Source organism: Amorphus suaedae (assembly GCF_053629675.1).
This window is the reverse complement of sequence record NZ_JBRJIT010000001.1, coordinates 1,922,340-1,940,070: the sequence shown is the minus strand read 5'-3', so window position 1 is coordinate 1,940,070 and position 17,731 is coordinate 1,922,340. Positions and strand designations below refer to the sequence as shown.

Here is a 17,731-nt window from a genome sequence, read left to right as displayed (position 1 = left end):
GCGGCGCCGATGCCCCGGCCGGATCGCCGGCCCGAGTGTGGCGGAGCTTAGACGCTTTCCAAAGCCAACAGGAAATATATTATTCAGGTCTTATTGGGTCGTTTTGTGTATCAGTGGTCCCATGAACCTGCGCCAGCTCCGCCAGTTCCTCGCCGTCGCCGACGAGCTGCATTTCGGCCGCGCCGCCGAGCGCCTCGGCATGACCCAGCCGCCGCTCAGCCAGTCGGTGCAGGCGCTGGAGGAGGAGCTGGGGGTGCAGCTGTTCGCCCGCACCAGGCGCTCGGTGGCGCTGACGCCGGTGGGGGCGGCGTGGCGGGCGCACGCGGAGCGGCTGATCGCCGAGGCCGACGGGCTGCCCGACATCGCCCGCAGGCTGGCGCGCGGCCAGCTCGGCGTGCTCCGGCTGGCGTTCGTGTCGACCGCCGACTACTCGATCCTGCCGCTGCTGGTGGCCCGCTTCAAGGCGGCCTATCCGGAGGTCGAGGTGCAGCTGCGCGAGACCACCAGCGACCTGCAGATCGAGGCGCTGCTGGCCGGCAGCCTCGACGCCGGGCTGATCATCCCGCAGACGGGGCTGCACGTGAGCCTCGCCTACCTGCCGCTGGTGCGCGAGCCGCTGGTGGCGGCGGTGCCGGAGGCGTGGATCGCCGAGGGTCGGGTGCGCGCGCCGGGCGGCGTGCTCGACCTCGACGACGTGCTGGACGAGCCGCTGATCCTGTTCCCGCGCCGCATCGCGCCGGACTTCCACGACATCGTCACGGGGGCCTACGCGGTGCGCGGCGCCAGCCCGCGGGTGTTCCAGGAGGCGATCCAGATGCAGACCATCGTGGCGCTGGTGGCGGTCGGGCTGGGGCTGGCGCTGGTGCCCCAGTCGCTCACCGACCTCGGCCGCTCGGGGGTGCGCTACCTGGCGCTGGCGGGGAAGGCGCCGGAGGTGGAGACCGGGCTGGTGTGGCGGCGCGACGCGGGCCTGCCGACGGTGGCGCACCTGGTGGAGATGGCGGCGGCGACGGCGGCGTGAGGGGCGGCGCGGGCAGGGGTCATCGGCGCGGCGGGCCGGGGGCGGCGAAACGGCGGGATATGATGCAGTGCGGCAAAGCCATTGCTTTTTGGTGGACGACGGTCCATATAGCCTTCCAAGCACGCGTGGACGGGACGTCAAGTTCCGAAGCTGCTTCTCCCATATATATTCGCTGAGTGCCCGGCACGTGGGGTCCTCGCGACCTCGCCAGAGCGGTTCCTTGTCCTCAGGGATGGGACGCCCTCTGATTGTTTTTGCGGTCGACTGTCGATCCGGGGGCATCCGCTCCCAGGGCCGGGCTCGATCCCGGTGGTCGCGCCTTTGACGTGCGTGTCCGCCGTACTCAACGAAAGAGACCTTTGACACAGTTTTCAGATCTCGGCCTCTCCGTGCCGATCCTCACCGCGCTCACCGCCGAGCGCCACGTTACCCCGACCCCGATCCAGGTCCAGGCGATTCCGCCGGTGATGGCCGGCCGCGACCTCCTGGGCATCGCCCAGACGGGCACGGGCAAGACGGCCGCGTTCGCGCTGCCGATCCTCAACCACATCGCCACCAAGCCGAAGTCCGTCCGCGGACGCGGCACCCGCGTGCTCGTGCTGTCGCCGACGCGCGAACTGTGCAGCCAGATCCAGGAGCGCTTCGAGGCCTACGGCTCGAAGATGCCGCTGCGCACGGCGCTGGTCATCGGCGGCGTGTCGATCGGCCGCCAGAAGCGTGACGTCGAGCGCGGCTGCGACGTGGTCATCGCCACGCCGGGCCGTCTCCTCGACCTCGTCGAGCAGCGCGCGCTGTACCTGAGCGAAGTCGAGATCCTGGTGCTCGACGAAGCCGACCAGATGCTCGACATGGGCTTCATCCACTCGATCAAGGCGATCGTGGCGAAGCTTCCGAAAGAGCGTCAGAACCTGTTCTTCTCGGCCACCATGCCGAACGCCATCGCGACGTTCGCCAACAACATCCTGACCGATCCGGTCGAAGTCGCGGTGACCCCGGTCGCCAAGACGGCGGACCGCGTCGCGCAGGAGGTCATGTTCGTCGACACCCAGCACAAGACCGACGCGCTGGTCCACGTCCTGAAGAAGGACGAGGTCAAGCACGCGCTGGTGTTCACCCGCACCAAGCACGGCGCCGACAAGGTCGTGAAGAACCTGGTCCGGATGGGCGTGCCCTCCGAGGCGATCCACGGCAACAAGTCCCAGGGCCAGCGCGAGCGCACGCTCGCGGCGTTCCGCAAGGGCTCGATCCGCGTGCTGGTGGCCACCGACATCGCCGCCCGCGGCATCGACGTGGAAGCCATCAGCCACGTCATCAACTACGAGCTGCCGCACGTCGCGGAGACCTACGTCCACCGCATCGGGCGGACGGCGCGCGCCGGCAACGAGGGCAACGCCATCACCCTGTGCGCGCCCGCCGAGAAGAGCCTGCTGCGCGCCATCGAACGGCTGATCAAGCAGTCGGTGCCGATCGTGGCCGCGCCGGAGGGCATGGAAGCCCGTGGTGGCGGCGGTGACGAGCGCGACGAGCACCGTGGCGGCAACCGCAACGGTGGCCGTCCGCCGCGTCGCGACGGTCCGCGTCCGGCCGGTGGCCGCTCCGACGGCGCAGGCCGTCCGCAGGGCCGCTCCTTCCGCGACGGCGATCGCCCGCAGCGCGCCGACGACCGCTCCGGCGGACAGGCGCACCGCGGCAACCGTCCGGCGGCTGCCAACGGCCAGTCCCAGGGCGGCCATTCTCGCGACGACGGCGGAGCTTCCGGCGTCGGCGATATGAGCTTCATGCAACCGAAGCGCCCGGCGCGCGCTCGCCCTCACGGGTCGTCCGCCGCACCGGCAGCTTCCCAGAAGACGGAAAGGAATGACCATGGCCAAGGAAGACCTGATCGAGTTCGAGGGCGTCGTAACCGAGGTGCTCCCGGACGGAAACTTTCGAGTGCGGCTGGATAACGACCACCAGATCCTCGCCTACTCGGCCGGCCGCATGAAGAAGCATCGCATCCGGACGCTCGCGGGCGACCGGGTGACGGTGGAGATGACGCCCTACGATCTCGACAAGGGCCGCATCACCTTCCGCCACAAGACCGAAGGCGCAGGCCCGTCCGGCCCGCGCCGTTCGTTCCGCCGGCACTAGTCTCTCCGTCCGTCCGGGTCGATACGATCCGGACGCGGGGAGGGTGCCCGGACACGGTCCGGCACACGACATGAAAAAAGGCGTCCCGAGCGATCGGGGCGCCTTTTTCGTTTGTCCCCAGGCGGACGAAACACGCGGTGGTTCAGCCCGGCACGTGCCAGCCGCGCTCGGCGAGCGGCCGGTCCGGCGCCTCGATGGTGATGAAGCTGGCGAGGTCCGGCCCGAAGGTGGGCAGCGCCATCGGGCAGCGCACGCCCGGCAGCACCCGCACGTCGAACAGCTCGCGGATGCCGCCCTCCAGCCGCAGCCACTCGACGATGTCGCCGTTGCGGGTGTTGACGATCTGGATGCCGCACCAGGCCTCGCCGCCGCGCTTCTCCAGTTCCTCCTGCAGCGGCAGGCCGGAGAAGACGCCCTCGTGGCGGGCGAGCGACAGGCCGACCACGGCGTGGCCGGCGTGGAAGGACAGCCCGCGCAGGAAGCCCGGACAGAAGGCGACGCGCTCGCGGGCGCCGTTCTCCAGATCGATGCGGGTGAGATAGCCGTTGCCGGAATCGAGCATCCACAGCGCGCCCTCGTGGAGGCGCGGCGAATGGGGCATCGACAGCCCCTCGGCGACGATCTTGTCGGTCTCCACGTCCACCACGACGCCGCCGTCGCGGCGATGGTTGCGCCAGCCGTCGACGATGTCGGTGGTCGACACCGAGGTCACGTAGCGGGGCACGCCGTTCTCCATGGCGAGCCCGTTGAGATGGCAGCGGTCCTCCGGCGCGAGCTTGGAGATATAGGGCGGCCGCCAGACCGGCTTGAAGGAGTGGACGACGCTGTCGGTGGCCAGGCACGAGTACTTGGTGTTGACGAACAGCAGCCGGCCGGCGGTGTCGATGCCGAGCTCGTGGACGTCGAGATCGGAGACGGTCTGGCCGCGGCGGGGCACGTAGAGCCGGTCGAAGTGTTCGTTGGCGCGCTCGTTCGGCCCGAGCACGTTCTCGAAGCGCCAGATCTGGGCGAGGCCGGCCAGCAGCAGCCGCTGGCTGTCGCCGATCAGCCCCATGGCGCGCACGAAGTTGCGCTGGTGCAGGGAGAGGGCGCCGTCCGGCTGCACGCCGACCAGGAAGAGCTGCCCGGTCTGGTAGGAGGTGAAGGCCAGCGAACAGCCGTTCATCGCCAGCCACTGCGGGAAGCCGCGCGAACAGGTGATGCTGGTCTGGATCTGCTGGGGCTGCTGCGCGGCGGCGCCCGGAGCGTCGGCGGGCGGCGGGGCGCCTTCGGTCGCGGGCGGCGTCGCGGCGGGCGCTGGCCCATCGGTCTCCGGCTCGGTGGGTTCGCGGTCGCTCATCTGACGGTCAACTCGGCTGGCATCGACGGAACGGTCCGCCCCGCCTAAGGCCTGCCCGGCCGGCTGGCAAGGCTTTGCGCAGCCTAGGCGGGCTGACGCGGGGCCGTCAGATAGGTCATCACGACGTCGATCGCGTGGGCGCGGCGCTGGGTGAGCCACTCGGCGTCGCCGAGGTCGCGCTGGAACATCGCCGACAGCGTGTGGCGCTGGGCGAGATGGGTGATGCACAGCGAGAGGATCGTCACGTAGAGCTGCGCCGGATCGATCTCGGTCTGGAAGACGCCGCCGGCGCGGCCGCGGGCGAGCAGGTCGTCGATCGCCTGAAGAAGCGGCAGCGTCGTGTCGGAGACCATCGGGAGCGCGCGGGCGAAGCGGCCCGACGCCATGTTCTCGTTGCGGATGATCGCCACGAAGTCGGGGTTGTCGCGCAGATAGTCGAAGGTGAACTCGACGAGCCGCCGCATGCCGTCCCGGGGCGGCAGGGCGCCGAGGTCGAGCTCGCGCTCGTGGGCGCGGATCCGGGCGTAGGTGTCTTCCAGCGCCGCGAGGTAGAGCTCCTCCTTGCCGCCGAAGTAGCGGTAGATCATCTGCACGTTGGCCTCGGCCGCCCGCGCGATCTGGTCGATCCGCGCCCCGCTCAGGCCGTGCTGCGCGAAGGCGTGGCGCGCCGCGTCGAGAATGCGCCGCCGCGTCGCTTCGGCGTCGCGCTTGTGAGGCGTGCGGCGCGAGGGCTTCGTCGTCTTGATCGTCACGAGGTCCACATTCTCCGGCTCCACGATTTTCGATGGCGACTGACGTGCGCCAGTGCCTGCACATAAGGCATGTGGCGCCTGTCTGAACAGACCCGGCGTGGCACGCGCGGAAGCGCGGAGGCGCGCGACGGGCCGGCCGCGGAAAAAAATGTATGTAAAAATTTGCTTACACGCTGCATTTCTCCGTTGGCAGCGGCCTTCCATCGTCGACGCGACCCCGATCTGGCCCGACCGTTGCAACGTCTCCCCGGGTAGCAGGCGCACTCCCGCCTGTGAACACCAATCCGAAAGGGGAGAGTCGACATGAAGACGACCTCGAGGCTCAGACTGCTGCCGGCCATGGTCGGCGTCTCCATCGCCGCGTTTGCGCTTGCCGCCCCGGCGGGGACGGCGCAGGCGGCCGATCCCATCAAGCTCGGGCACGTCGCCGCTCTCTCGGGCGCGTCGGCGCAGTCGGGCGAGGCGATCACCCGCGGCCTGCAGGTGGCCATCGACGAAATCAACGCGTCCGGCGGCCTGCTCGACGGCCGGATGATCGAACTCATCCAGCGCGACGACGAATCCAAGCCGCCGAAAGGTCTCATCGCGGCGCGCGAGCTGATCTTCAACGAGGATGTCGCGGCGTTCTTCGGCGGGATCGATTCCCCGGTGTCGCTGGCCATCGCGCCGCTCGCCAACCAGGAAAAGACGCCCTTCATGGGGGTCTGGGCGGCGGCCACCGGCATCACCCGCAACGGCGCCGAGCCGAACTACGTGTTCCGCGTGTCGGCGATCGACGCGCTCGTCGACGTGAAGCTCCTGAAGTACGCCAACGACAAGTTCGGCGCCTCCAAGGTCGGCCTCATGCTGATCAACAACCCGTGGGGCGAGTCGAACGAGAAGGGTCTCATCGCCGCCGACGAGGCCAACGACACGGTCGAGATCGTCGGCGTCGAGAAGTTCGAGGGCTCCGACGTCGACATGACGCCGCAGCTCACCCGCCTGAAGGATGCCGGCGCCGAGGCAATCATCCTCGTCGTCAACGCCCCTCCCGGCGCGCAGATGATGAAGTCGCGCGAGCGCATGGGCTGGGATGCCCCGGTGATCTCGCACTGGGGGATCTCCGGCGGCCGCTTCCCGGAACTCGCCGGACCGACGGCGGGCGACGCCCACTTCGTGCAGACCTACTCGTTCTTCGGCGAGCAGAGCGACGTCGGGAAGTCGTTCCTCGAAAAGCTCATGGCGAAGTATCCCGAGATCAAGGGACCCGAGGACGTGTTCTCGCCGGTGGGCACGGCCAACGCCTATGACGCCATGCACCTGGTCGCGATGGCCATCGAGCAGGCCGGCTCCACCGACGGCGACGCCATCCGCGAGGCGCTGGAGAACCTCAAGGGCACCTACGTCGGCCTGATCAAGACCTACGAGAAGCCCTTCTCCGCCGAAGACCACGACGCGCTCGGGCCGGACGACTACGTCATGGTCCGCTACGAGGGCGACAAGGTCGTTCCGACCGAGTGACGCGGGACGCGGCCGGCCGGCTCCCGCCCGCCGGCCGCTTCCAGACTTCGCGACACGCAAGGCGGCAGACGGAACCCAGATGCTCTTCCTATCGGCACTGATCACCGGCCTCGGGCTCGGCAGCATGTACGGCCTGCTCGCGCTGGGCTTCTACGTGACCTTCGTCGTCTCCAAGACGGTCAACTTCGCACAGGGCTCGACCATGATGCTGGGCGCCGTGCTGTGCTTCACCTTCTGGGTGACGCTCGGCTGGCCGGCGCCGCTCGCCATCGTGATCGCGCTGATCGGCTGCGCCCTGTGGGGCGTGGCGGTCGAGCGCATCGCCGTGCGCCCGTTCGTCCGCCGCCATTCCGAGGCCTGGCTGATGGCGACGGTGGCGCTGGGCATCGCGCTCGACAACGTCATCCTGTTCACCTTCGGCCGCGATCCCCGCGGCATGCCGCCCACCCCGCTGGTCACCGAGACGTTTCTCGTCGCGGGGGTGCGGGTCCAGCCGCAGCAGGTCCTGATCCCGCTGGTGGGCATCGGCCTCGCCATCGCCCTGACCGTCTTTTCCAGGCGCACCCGCCACGGGCTCGCCATGCTGGCCGTCGTCCAGAACGAGGCGGCCGCCCGCCTGATGGGCATCAACGTCGCGGTCGCCGTGTCGGCCGCCTTCGCCATGTCGGGCTTCTTCGCGGGCGTCGCCGGCATCCTGATCGCGCCGTTGTTCACCATCTCGTCGACCATGGGGACGATGTTCGGCATCAAGGCCTTCGCCGTCGCCATCCTCGGCGGCATCACCAACCCCTGGGGGGTGATGTGCGCCGGGCTGCTCTACGGGGTCGCCGAGGCGCTGATCACCGCGAGCTTCGGCTCCACCTACACGCAGATCACGGCCTTCTCGCTGGTCATCGTGGCGCTTGCGCTGCGACCCGAGGGCCTGTTCGGACGGGCGGGCGTCAAGAAGGTATGAAGATCTCCCATCTCATCCTCGGCGCCGTCCTCGTCGGGCTGGCGCTGGCCGCGATCTTCGCCGGCAACGGCTACCAGCTCTACATCCTGTCGCTGATGGGGCTGACGGCGATCGTCGGCATCGGCCTCAACATCCTGGTCGGCATGTCGGGCCAGATCTCGCTCGGCCATGTCGGGTTCTATGCGATCGGCGCCTACACGGTGGCGATCCTGACCGTCGACCACGGCGTCAGCTTCTGGGTGGCGCTGCCCATCGCCGGCGTGCTCGCGGGCGCGGCGGGCGGCCTCCTCTCGGTGCCGGCGCTGCGGGTGCGGGGGCCGTACCTGGCGATGATCACCATCGCCTTCGGCTTCATCGTCGAGCAGAGCGCGGCCGAGCTCGACGGGCTCACCGGCGGCTGGAACGGCATCATGGGCATCCGCCCGCCGCAGATCCTGGGCCTGAGCTTCAGCCAGCGCGAGATCGCCCTGTTCGTGCTGCTGCTGATGCTGGTGGCGCTGTTCGTCTATGCGCGCATCAGCCGGAGCCCCTGGGGCAAGGCGCTTCGGGCGCTGCGCGATTCCGAAGTCGCCGCGCAGTCGATCGGCCTCAACCCGGTGCTGCTGCGCTGCGTCGCCTTCGCGCTGTCGGCCGTCTTCGCCGGCATCGCCGGGGGCGTCTACGGCACCATGAGCGGCTTCATCAGCCCGGAGAGCTTTCCGTTCTTCGAATCCATCCTCTTCCTGCTGGTGGTGATGATCGGCGGCGCCGACACCATCCTCGGGCCGGTCATCGGCGCGGTGATCATCGTGCTCTTGCCCGAGATCTTCTCGTCGCTGGCCGAATACCGCCTGCTGTTCGTCGGCATCCTGCTTCTGGTGGTGCTGCGCATCGCGCCGAGCGGCATCGTCGGCAGCGTGCTCGGGCGGCTCGGGCGCCGCCGGCCGGCGACCGTCCCCAAGGCGCCCGCCGACGCGCACGACCTTGCGGCGCGGCACGGCACCGGGCGCAGGCTCGAGGTCGACAACGTGTCGATCTCGTTCGGCGGCGTGCGGGCCGTGCAGGGGCTGAGCTTCACGGCCGAGCCCGGCCGCATCACCAGCATCATCGGCCCCAACGGCGCGGGCAAGACGACGGCGCTGAACCTCATCGCCGGCTTCTACGCGCCGGACAGCGGCCGGGTGATGCTGGGCGACGAGGACCTGACCGGGCGTTCGTCGCACCGGGTGGCGCGCGCCGGCGTCGCGCGGACCTACCAGACGACGCAGCTCTTCGAGCACATGAGCGTGCTCGACAACCTGCTGATGGCGATGGTGCGCGGCCGGGTGGCGGCGCGCGATCTCGCCGCATCGCTGGAGACGGCGGAGCGGCGCGCCAGGGCGGAGGAGCTGCTGTCGTTCGTCGGCTACCGCGGCGACATCCGGACGCGGGCCGGCACGCTTGCCCACATCGACAAGCGCCTGGTCGAGATCGCCCGGGCGCTCTCCTTCGATCCGGAGATCGTGCTGCTCGACGAGCCGGCGGCGGGGCTCGGCGACGAGGACACGGCGCATCTGGCGCGGCTGCTGCGGCGGCTGGCCGACGCCGGCATCACGGTCATCCTGATCGAACATGACATGACCCTGGTGATGGGGATCTCCGACCACGTGCTGGTGCTCGATTCCGGCGCCAAGATCTCCGAGGGCGAGCCGGCCGTCGTGCGCAAGGATCCGCTGGTGCTGGCCGCCTATCTGGGCGAGGGGGCGGCCGCGATGCCGGTCCGCACCGGTCCGGCGCGCCAGGGCGAGGTCGCGTTCCGCGTCGAGGGGCTGACCGCCTCCTACGGCGCCAGCGAAGTGCTGCACGGGATCGATCTGGAGGTCGCAAGCGGCGAACTGGTCGCGGTGCTGGGCGCCAACGGGGCCGGCAAGTCGACGCTGATGCGGGCCGTCAGCGGACTGCACCGGCCCGTCGGCGGCCGCGTCGCCTTCCAGGGCGCCGACATCGCCGCCGTGCCGGCGGACCAGATCGCCCGGCGCGGCCTGGTGCTGGTGCCGGAGGGCCGGCAGGTGTTCCCCGAGCTGACCGTCGTGCAGAACATCCGGCTCGGCGCCTATGGCCGCCCGCCGGCCGATCTCGACGCCGAGGTGGAGCGGATGCTGGCGCGGTTCCCGCGGCTGCGCGAACGCGCGGGGCAGCGCGCCGGGCTCCTCTCGGGCGGCGAGCAGCAGATGCTGGCGATCGCCCGCGGGCTGGTCGCGCGGCCCGAGGTGCTGCTCCTCGACGAGCCGTCGCTCGGCCTGGCGCCGTCGCTGATCCAGGAACTCTACACGATCCTCGCGGAGCTCCGCGACGACGGCGCGACCATCCTCCTGGTCGACCAGATGGCGGAGATGGCGCTCGCCATCGCGGACCGCGCCTACGTGCTGTCGTCCGGCACCATCGTCGCCGGCGGACCTGCGGCGGAGATCCGCGACAGCCGTCTGCTGGAGGAAGCCTACCTGGGCGGCGCCACCGCCGCTTCCTGACACCGACCCGAGAAAGCCTGAGGAGCGCAACCATGGACCTCATCCTGAAGGACGCCCGACTGCCCGGCGATGCCGGCCGCAGCGTGGACATCGGCATCGCGGACGGCCGGATCGCGGCCATCGAGCCGGACCTGGCGGCCGAGGGCGAGACGATCGACCTCGGCGGGCGGCTCGTCTCGCCGGGCTTCGTGGAAACCCACATCCACCTCGACAAGTCCTGCATCCTCGACCGCTGTTCCTCCCGACGCGGCGATCTGGAGGAGGCGATCAGCGAGGTCGCGAAGGTGAAGAAGGACTTCACCGCCGAGGACGTCTACGAGCGGGGCCGCCGGACGGTGGAGAAGTGCCTGCTGCAGGGCACGACCCACATGCGCACCCACCTGGAGGTCGACCCGGTCGTCGGGCTGCGCAGCTTCGAGGGCGTCATGAAGCTCGCCGAGGACTATGCGTGGGCGATCGACATCGAGATCTGCGTGTTCCCGCAGGAGGGGCTGCTCAACTATCCCGGCACCGACGAGCTGATGGTCGAGGCGATGAAGCGCGGCGCCAAGGTTGTCGGCGCGGCGCCCTACACCGACACCGATCCGCACGGCCAGATCGACCGGATCTTCGAGATCGCCCGAGAGTTCGACGCCGACATCGACATGCATCTCGACTTCGGCACCGACGGCTCCAGCCTCGACCTCGAGTATGTCTGCGACCTGGCCGAGCGCTACGGGCGGGGCGGCCGCACGGCGATCGGCCATGTCACCAAGCTCGCCTACATCGCTCCCGAGCGGCTCGAGGCGGTGGCGGCGCGGATGGCGGATGCCGGGGTGGCGCTCACCGTGCTGCCGTCGACCGACCTGTTCCTGATGGGCCGCGACCGCGACCACGCCCGCACCCGCGGCGTCGCGCACGCCCACGAGCTGCTGCACCACGGCGTGAACTGTTCGCTGTCGACCAACAACGTGCTGAACCCGTTCACGCCGTTCGGCGACTGTTCGCTGCTGCGGATGGCCAACCTGAACGCCAACATCTGCCACGTGGGCGCCGCCGCCGACATCGCCGAGTGCTTCAACATGGTGACCACGCGCTCGGCCCGGCTGATGAACCTGACGGACTACGGCCTGGAGGTCGGCAAGTCGGCCGACCTGGTGGTGGTCGACGGGCCGACGCCGCAGGCGGCGGTCGCGGAGCTGGCGCCGGTCCTCCACGCCTTCAAGCGCGGCCGCCGGACCCTGACCCGGCAGCCCGCCGAGCTGCATTTCCCGAACCGGGGCCACGCATGACGGCGACCGATTACTCCGCCGCCACGCCCGCCAACGACAGCCTCGGCGCCTTCTGCCCGGACAACCAGATCGCGCTGGCCGGCTCGGGCGAGGGCCCGCTGGCGGGACTGTCCTTCGCAGCGAAGGACGTCTTCGACATCGTCGGCGCGGTGACCGGCAACGGGCATCCGGACTGGCTGCGGACCCACGCGCCGGCGACACGCTCCGCCGTCGCGGTGGAACGGCTGCTTTCGGCCGGCGCCGACCTGGTGGGCAAGACGATCAGCGACGAGCTCGCCTATTCGCTCACCGGCGAGAACTTCCACTACGGCACCCCGATCAACCCGGCGGATCCCTCGCGGGTGCCCGGCGGGTCGTCGAGCGGCTCCGCGTCGGTGGCGGCGGCGGACGCGGTCGATTTCGCGCTCGGCTCCGATTGCGGCGGGTCGGTGCGCGTGCCGGCGAGCTATTGCGGGGTCCTGGGCATGCGGCCGACCCATGGCCGGATCTCCCTGGAGGGTGCCGTGCCGTTCGCGCCGAGCTTCGACTGCGCCGGCTGGTTCGCGCGCGACGCGGAGGTCTTCGAGCGGGTCGGCCGGGTGCTTCTGGAAGACCAGTCGCCGGCAAGCCCGATGGTCCGGCTGCTGGTGCCCGCCGACGCCTTCGCGATGCTGGAGCCCGAGCTGCAGGACGCGCTCCTGCCGGCTCTCGACCGGCTCGGGGCCGAGGTCGCACCCGGCGAGCCGATCGAGCTGGCGGAGGAGGGGCTCGATGCCTGGTCGGAGACGTTCCGGACCGTGCAGGCGGGCGAGATCTGGCAGTCCATGGGCGCCTGGATCGACGCCGTCCATCCAGCCTTCGGCCCCGGCGTGAAGGAGCGCTTCGAGGCGGCCAGTCAGACCGACCCGGATCTGTTGGAGCGCGCCAAGGTCCATCGCCGCGAGATCACCGCCCACCTCGACGCGCTGCTGCAGCCCGGCACGGTCATGGCATTGCCGACCGTGCCGCGTACCGCTCCCGAGCGCGGCGGCGACGTGGCCGTGATCGAGGTGGCCTACCGGCACAAGGCGATGAACCTGCTCTGCGTCGCCGGTCTCGCAGGGCTGCCGCAGATCTCGCTGCCCCTTGCTCGCCATGACGGACTGCCGCTCGGTCTTTCCATCGTGGCCGCGCGGGGCAGGGATGTGGATCTCCTGGCGCTTGCCTCGCGCGTCGTCGGACGCTGACAAATCGCCCGTCGTGTCTGCCATTGAGGCGGGTTTGCATAAACTTTGCGCGTGCAAAAGGAATAACCGGCGTTAGTCTGTATGTAAGTGTTTACTTACAAATTGGCCGCTTGTGCGGATCCCGCGCGACGGCTTGTCCCGGAAGCAGAAAGGTTGTCCATGTTCCTCAACATCCTCGACAATGCCCGCGGTGTTGCGCCGGCCGGTCTCGCTCTGGCGGCAGCCCTCATGGCCAGTACGTCCGTTCAGGCGCAGGAAGTCCTCAAGTTCCATCACGACCTTCCGGCAGACTCCGCCCAGCACATGGGGGCGGAGCGGTTCGCGGAACTCGTCGAGGAGCGGACCAACGGTGCCATCGACGTCCAGATCTTCGCCAACAATGCGCTCGGCGATGACGTCGAGGTGGCTCAGCAGATGCAGTTCGGCGCCGTTCAGGCCGCTCCGATCCCGACCGCAAAGCTCTCCAACTTCGCGCCGAGTCTGCAGCTCATCGATCTGCCGTTCCTGTTTCCCAGCCCGGAGGTGACGTACGCCTTCCTCGACTCCGACGTCGGGATGGAGGTGCTGTCCCAACTCGAGGCGTCCGGCTTCGTCGGCGCCAGCTTCTGGGAATCCGGCTTCAAGCAGCTCACCTGCAACCACGAGGTCACCGGCCCGGCCGATCTCGATGGCCGCAAGGCCCGCGTGATGGAGAGCCCGCTGCTCATTGCCCAGTTCGAGGAGCTTGGCGCGACGGCCATTCCGATCGCGTTCTCCGAGACCTACTCCGCCCTGCAGCAGGGCGTGGTGGAATGCCAGGAGAATCCCATCGTCTCGATCCTCAAGATGAAGTTCTACGAGGTTCAGGACTACATGATGCTGTCGAACCACGGCTATCTTGGCACGGCGATGATCTTCTCCAAGGTCTGGTTCGACGGGCTGGATGAGAAGACGCAGACCATTCTTCTGGAGTCTGCCCGGGAAGCCGGTGCCTACCAGCGCGAGAAGTCGGCGGAGCTGCAGCAGGGCTATCTGAAGGAGATCGCCGACGCCGGCACGACGACGATCGTCGAACTGACCCCCGAACAGATCGGAGCCTTTTCCGAGGCGATGAAGCCGGTGCACGCGCAGTTCGCCGACAAGATCGGCCCGGATCTGCTCGAGCGCACCTACGTCAAGATCGACGAGCTCAGCGCCCAATGACGGGCACTTCCGCCCCCGGGAACCAGACGCCGAACGCCGCCTCAAGCGGCGTTCGGGCCGTCCTGCGTATGGTGGACAGGGGGCTGACGGCGTTCGAGGCCGTCCTGCTCGTGGTCGCGCTTTCGGCGTCCGTGCTCTTTCTCGTTGCCGACATCGCCCTGCGCGTCACCGTGAATGTCGCCCTTCCCTGGGCGGCGGAGGCGACCCGCTACGCGATCGTCTGGCTGGTCTTCATCGGTGGCGGCCGGGCGGCGTTGGTCGGCGCCCACATCACCATCGATGCGCTTCCGGAATTCCTGCCGCCGCAGGCGGGCCGCATGGTGACCCGGGCCGGGTTCGCGGTTTCCGCGGCCGCGTGCGCGATCCTCGCCTGGTACGGGATCGGTCTGGTCCGGACGATGATGGCCTTCCGCCAGCTTTCACCGTCGCTGGAGATCCCGATGTGGTGGATCTACCTGGCGCTGCCCATCGGCTTCACCCTGATGACGGTCCGCTTTGCCCAGGCCGCGGTCTCGCCTCCGGTCCAGCACGCCGGCTCCGCCGCCTGATCCGCCGGGAGACATTCGAATGCCGCTGGGATTTGCTGCTGCCGTCTCCGTCCTTCTGGCCCTGAGCGTCCCCATCTTCGTGGCGCTCTGCCTGCCGGTCATCGCCTTGCTCGCGACCACCACCTCGACACCGCCGGAGCTGGTCATCCAGCGGCTGTTTTCCGGCGTCGACAAGTTTCCGCTGATGGCGATCCCGTTCTTCATCCTGGCGGGCAACCTGATGGCGACAGGAGGTCTCTCGCGCCGCCTGACCGACCTGGCCGTCTCGCTGGTCGGGGCGCTTCCGGGCGGTCTCGCCATGACGTCGGTGGCCAGCTCGATGTTCTTCAGCGCGATCTCCGGATCGAGCCCGGCCACCGTGGTCGCCGTCGGCAAGATCATGCTGCCGGCCATGGGCGAAGCCGGCTACCGCAAGCCGTTTTCCATCGGACTTCTGATGAGCGCCGGCTCGCTCGGGATCGTGATTCCGCCGTCGATATTCATGATCGTGTACGGCGCGGTCACCGGCGTCTCCATCGGCGCGCTGTTCCTGGCCGGGCTGGGGGCGGGGCTGATCTACGGCGCCGTGTTCATGGCGATGTCGATGATCTACGCCTGGCGCGTCGGCCTGGCGCGGGGCGCGGTCTGGTCGGCGCGCGAGATCCTGCGAAACCTCAAGGCTTCCGCCTGGGGCCTGGCGATCCCCGTCATCGTGCTCGGTGGCATCTATGGCGGGCTGTTCACCCCGACGGAGGCGGCCGCCGTCACCGTTGCCTACGCCGCCTTCGTGACCATGGTGGTCTACCGCGAACTCGACCTGAAGGGGCTGCTCGCCGTCCTGCTGGAGTCCGCCGTCACCACCGCGCAGGTGATGATCGTGGTCGCCGCGGCCTCCGCCTTCGCCTGGTATCTGACGACCTCGGGTTTTGCGGTCGCGGTCCAGGCGCTGCTTGCCGATATCGGCGACGATCCGGTGAAGGTGCTGCTCGTCATCAACGTGGTGGTGCTCATCGCAGGCATGGTGCTCGACCCGAACTCGATCATCATCATCCTGGTGCCGTTCCTCTTCGTGCTGGCGACAAGCGCCGGCATCGACCCGATCCATCTCGGCGTTGTGCTGTCGGTCAACGCCGCGATCGGCATGTTCACGCCGCCCTTCGGCCTGAACCTGTTCGTGGCGAGCACGCTCGGGGTCACCTATCGTCAGGCGGTCACCGGCTCCGCGCCGTTCATCCTGGTCGCGCTGGTTGCGCTCGCCGTCATCACCTACGTTCCGCAAGTGAGCCTCTGGCTGCCCTCCCAAGTCTATCAGGGGATCGCCGGCAACTGACCGGTGCCGACCCGAACCGCAATCGACAACGAGGCTGACGACGTGCTGAACACGCCACGCGCCTACGGCGGCATGACGACCGCGCCGCATCACCTTGCCAGCCGCGCCGGCGCCAGGGTGCTGGAGCAGGGCGGCAATGCCGTCGAGGCGATGGTCGCCATGGCCGCGACCATCGCGGTCGTCTATCCGCACATGAACGCCATCGGCGGCGACGGCTTCTGGCTGGTGCACGCGCCGGGCCGGGCGCCGGTCGCGATCCAGGCCTGTGGTCCGGCGGCCGGGCTGGCGACGCCGGAGCACTATGGCGAGCTCGGCTTCGCGGACGCTATTCCCGGGCGCGGCGGCGCCGCCGCGCTGACCGTCGCCGGCACCATCGGCGGCTGGCAGCAGGCGCTTGCTCTCGCCGGCGAACTGGGCGGGGGGATGCCGCTGGCCGATCTCCTCGGCGATGCGATCGGCCACGCCCGCACCGGCGCCGCCGTCTGCGCCAGCCAGGCGCGGCTGACCGCCGACAAGCTGGCCGAGCTGAAGGACGTCCCGGGCTTCGCCGGCGCGTTCCTCGCGGATGGCGCGGTGCCGGCGGAGGGCGCGCGCCAGCGGTTCCTGCCGCTGGCGGCGACGCTTGAACGCCTCGCCGAGGCCGGACTCGACGACTTCTATCGCGGCGACGTGGCGCGCGCGCTGGCCGCGGATCTCGAGGCCGCCGGCAGCCCGCTGCGGCTCGCCGACCTCGAGGCGTACCGGGCGCGCCGGGTCGCGCCGCTGTCGCTTGCCATCGACGGGGCGCGGCTGTTCAACATGCCGCCGCCGACCCAGGGCGCGGCGTCGCTTGCCATCCTCGGCATCCTCGATCGGCTGGGCTGCCGCGACACCTCCGGCGCGGCGTTCGTGCACGACGCGGTGGAGGCGACGAAGCAGGCCTTCCTCGTCCGCAACGCCGCCGTGTTCGACCCGGCCTACATGGACGTCGAGCCCGCCCAGCTCGTGAGCGAGGCGGAAATCGCGCGCATGGCGTACGCGGTCGACCGCGACCGGGCGGCGCCGTGGCCGCAGCCGTCGGCGCCTGGCGACACGATCTGGATGGGCGCCGTGGACGGCGAGGGCCGGGCGGTGTCGTTCATCCAGAGCATCTACTGGGAGTTCGGCTCGGGCGTCGTCTCCCCCGCCACGGGCGTGCTCTGGCAGAACCGCGGCATGAGCTTTTCGCTCGACTGCCGGCATCCGAACCGCCTGGCGCCCGGCCGGCTGCCCTTCCACACGCTCAATCCGGCGATGGCGCTGTTCGCCGACGGCCGCACCATGGCCTACGGCACGATGGGCGGCGAGGGGCAGCCGCAGACCCAGGCGGCGGTGTTCGCGCGCTATGCCTGGGGCGGGCTCGGCCTCCAGCAGGCGGTGACGGCGCCGCGCTGGCTGCTCGGCCGCACCTGGGGCGCCGACAGCACCAACCTGAAGCTGGAGGCCCGTTTCGCCCCGCAGACCGTCGATGCGCTGCGGCGCGCCGGGCACGAGGTGGAGCTGGTCGCAGACTTCTCGGACATGATGGGCCATGCCGGGGCGCTGGTGCGCCACCCCGACGGGCTGCTCGAAGGCGCCACCGACCCGCGCAGTGACGGCTGCGTGGCCGCGTTCTAACCAGGAGATCAGCGATGGACATCAACCTTCCCGACGTGAAGGCGGAGGTCGAGGAGGCGTTCGCGCGCTACGAGACGGCGCTGGTGACCAACGACGTCGCGGTTCTCGACACGCTGTTCTGGGAGAGCCCGCACACGATCCGCTACGGCGCTGGCGAGAACCTCTACGGCTACGACGAGATCCGGGCGTTCCGGGCGGGCCGCAGCAGCAAGAACCTGGACCGCACCCTGCGCCGGACGGTGATCACCACCTACGGCCGCGACATGGCCACGGCGATGACGCTGTTCGAGCGCGAAGGAAGCGCCACCGGGCGGCAGAGCCAGACCTGGATGCGCACGCCGGACGGCTGGAAGGTCGTCGCGGCCCACGTGAGCGTGATGGTGGGCTGACGCGGCCCT

At 69.6% G+C, this 17,731-nt stretch carries 15 protein-coding genes; 13 read left to right on the top strand and 2 right to left on the bottom strand.

The annotated features are described in order from the left end of the window. Positions 1 to 121 precede the first annotated feature (121 nt). From AB7M35_RS08760 to infA, 3 genes are all read left to right on the top strand, one after another. Positions 122 to 1,021 carry a LysR family transcriptional regulator gene (locus tag AB7M35_RS08760; protein WP_453958931.1) on the top strand — a complete coding sequence of 300 codons (900 nt, stop codon included), beginning with the start codon at positions 122 to 124 and terminating at the stop codon, positions 1,019 to 1,021. Between the two features lie 359 nt (positions 1,022 to 1,380). Then, on the top strand, positions 1,381 to 2,967 hold the full coding sequence (locus tag AB7M35_RS08755; RefSeq protein WP_453958929.1) for a DEAD/DEAH box helicase: 1,587 nt from the start codon (positions 1,381 to 1,383) through the stop codon (positions 2,965 to 2,967). Beyond that, on the top strand, positions 2,885 to 3,151 hold the full coding sequence (gene infA, locus AB7M35_RS08750; RefSeq protein WP_453958928.1) for a translation initiation factor IF-1: 267 nt from the start codon (positions 2,885 to 2,887) through the stop codon (positions 3,149 to 3,151). Before AB7M35_RS08755 ends, infA begins: the two co-directional genes overlap by 83 nt. Before the next feature lie 142 nt (positions 3,152 to 3,293). Here infA and AB7M35_RS08745 read toward each other — a convergent pair whose 3' ends face one another. Continuing rightward, positions 3,294 to 4,490, bottom strand: coding sequence for a TIGR03032 family protein (locus tag AB7M35_RS08745; RefSeq protein WP_453958927.1), 1,197 nt, complete (start codon positions 4,488 to 4,490; stop codon positions 3,294 to 3,296). Between the two features lie 83 nt (positions 4,491 to 4,573). After that, the gene (locus tag AB7M35_RS08740; protein ID WP_453958926.1) at positions 4,574 to 5,251 is read right to left on the bottom strand and encodes a TetR/AcrR family transcriptional regulator; all 678 of its coding nucleotides are present in this window, start codon (positions 5,249 to 5,251) and stop codon (positions 4,574 to 4,576) included. A 294-nt stretch (positions 5,252 to 5,545) separates the two neighbouring features. Between AB7M35_RS08740 and AB7M35_RS08735 the strand changes: the two genes are divergently transcribed. From AB7M35_RS08735 to hpxZ, 10 genes are all read left to right on the top strand, one after another. Then, positions 5,546 to 6,742, top strand: coding sequence for an ABC transporter substrate-binding protein (locus AB7M35_RS08735; RefSeq protein ID WP_453958925.1), 1,197 nt, complete (start codon positions 5,546 to 5,548; stop codon positions 6,740 to 6,742). A 79-nt stretch (positions 6,743 to 6,821) separates the two neighbouring features. Next, positions 6,822 to 7,697, top strand: coding sequence for a branched-chain amino acid ABC transporter permease (locus tag AB7M35_RS08730; RefSeq protein WP_453958923.1), 876 nt, complete (start codon positions 6,822 to 6,824; stop codon positions 7,695 to 7,697). Continuing rightward, positions 7,694 to 10,183 (top strand): branched-chain amino acid ABC transporter ATP-binding protein/permease, encoded by a 2,490-nt coding sequence (locus AB7M35_RS08725; RefSeq protein ID WP_453958921.1) that lies wholly within the window; start codon positions 7,694 to 7,696, stop codon positions 10,181 to 10,183. Before AB7M35_RS08730 ends, AB7M35_RS08725 begins: the two co-directional genes overlap by 4 nt. A gap of 32 nt (positions 10,184 to 10,215) precedes the next feature. Next, positions 10,216 to 11,454, top strand: a complete 1,239-nt coding sequence (locus AB7M35_RS08720) for an amidohydrolase family protein (RefSeq protein WP_453958920.1) — start codon at positions 10,216 to 10,218, stop codon at positions 11,452 to 11,454. Continuing rightward, positions 11,451 to 12,659: an amidase gene (locus AB7M35_RS08715; protein ID WP_453958918.1), complete on the top strand. Its 1,209-nt coding sequence runs from the start codon at positions 11,451 to 11,453 to the stop codon at positions 12,657 to 12,659. The genes AB7M35_RS08720 and AB7M35_RS08715 overlap by 4 nt, the downstream gene beginning before the upstream one ends. A 159-nt stretch (positions 12,660 to 12,818) precedes the next feature. After that, the gene (locus AB7M35_RS08710) at positions 12,819 to 13,841 is read left to right on the top strand and encodes a TRAP transporter substrate-binding protein (protein ID WP_453958917.1); all 1,023 of its coding nucleotides are present in this window, start codon (positions 12,819 to 12,821) and stop codon (positions 13,839 to 13,841) included. Continuing rightward, positions 13,838 to 14,389 (top strand): TRAP transporter small permease, encoded by a 552-nt coding sequence (locus AB7M35_RS08705; RefSeq protein WP_453958915.1) that lies wholly within the window; start codon positions 13,838 to 13,840, stop codon positions 14,387 to 14,389. The genes AB7M35_RS08710 and AB7M35_RS08705 overlap by 4 nt, the downstream gene beginning before the upstream one ends. Positions 14,390 to 14,408: 19 nt before the next feature. Continuing rightward, positions 14,409 to 15,698, top strand: a complete 1,290-nt coding sequence (locus tag AB7M35_RS08700) for a TRAP transporter large permease (RefSeq protein ID WP_453958913.1) — start codon at positions 14,409 to 14,411, stop codon at positions 15,696 to 15,698. A 42-nt stretch (positions 15,699 to 15,740) separates the two neighbouring features. After that, positions 15,741 to 17,333 carry a gamma-glutamyltransferase family protein gene (locus tag AB7M35_RS08695; protein ID WP_453958911.1) on the top strand — a complete coding sequence of 531 codons (1,593 nt, stop codon included), beginning with the start codon at positions 15,741 to 15,743 and terminating at the stop codon, positions 17,331 to 17,333. Positions 17,334 to 17,347: 14 nt separating this feature from the next. Continuing rightward, positions 17,348 to 17,722 (top strand): oxalurate catabolism protein HpxZ, encoded by a 375-nt coding sequence (gene hpxZ / locus AB7M35_RS08690; RefSeq protein WP_453958910.1) that lies wholly within the window; start codon positions 17,348 to 17,350, stop codon positions 17,720 to 17,722. The last annotated feature ends 9 nt before the right edge of the window (positions 17,723 to 17,731 follow it).

Excerpts from the sequence above, each read along its gene's own strand:
- AB7M35_RS08725 (WP_453958921.1), top strand. The coding sequence starts at position 7,694 with ATGAAGATCTCCCATCTCATCCTCGGCGCCGTCCTCGTCGGGCTGGCG.
- AB7M35_RS08710 (WP_453958917.1), top strand. The coding sequence starts at position 12,819 with ATGTTCCTCAACATCCTCGACAATGCCCGCGGTGTTGCGCCGGCCGGT.
- AB7M35_RS08705 (WP_453958915.1), top strand. The coding sequence starts at position 13,838 with ATGACGGGCACTTCCGCCCCCGGGAACCAGACGCCGAACGCCGCCTCA.
- AB7M35_RS08700 (WP_453958913.1), top strand. The coding sequence starts at position 14,409 with ATGCCGCTGGGATTTGCTGCTGCCGTCTCCGTCCTTCTGGCCCTGAGC.
- AB7M35_RS08730 (WP_453958923.1), top strand. The coding sequence starts at position 6,822 with ATGCTCTTCCTATCGGCACTGATCACCGGCCTCGGGCTCGGCAGCATG.
- AB7M35_RS08715 (WP_453958918.1), top strand. The coding sequence starts at position 11,451 with ATGACGGCGACCGATTACTCCGCCGCCACGCCCGCCAACGACAGCCTC.
- AB7M35_RS08745 (WP_453958927.1), bottom strand. The coding sequence starts at position 4,490 with ATGAGCGACCGCGAACCCACCGAGCCGGAGACCGATGGGCCAGCGCCC.
- AB7M35_RS08735 (WP_453958925.1), top strand. The coding sequence starts at position 5,546 with ATGAAGACGACCTCGAGGCTCAGACTGCTGCCGGCCATGGTCGGCGTC.
- hpxZ (WP_453958910.1), top strand. The coding sequence starts at position 17,348 with ATGGACATCAACCTTCCCGACGTGAAGGCGGAGGTCGAGGAGGCGTTC.
- infA (WP_453958928.1), top strand. The coding sequence starts at position 2,885 with ATGGCCAAGGAAGACCTGATCGAGTTCGAGGGCGTCGTAACCGAGGTG.
- AB7M35_RS08760 (WP_453958931.1), top strand. The coding sequence starts at position 122 with ATGAACCTGCGCCAGCTCCGCCAGTTCCTCGCCGTCGCCGACGAGCTG.
- AB7M35_RS08720 (WP_453958920.1), top strand. The coding sequence starts at position 10,216 with ATGGACCTCATCCTGAAGGACGCCCGACTGCCCGGCGATGCCGGCCGC.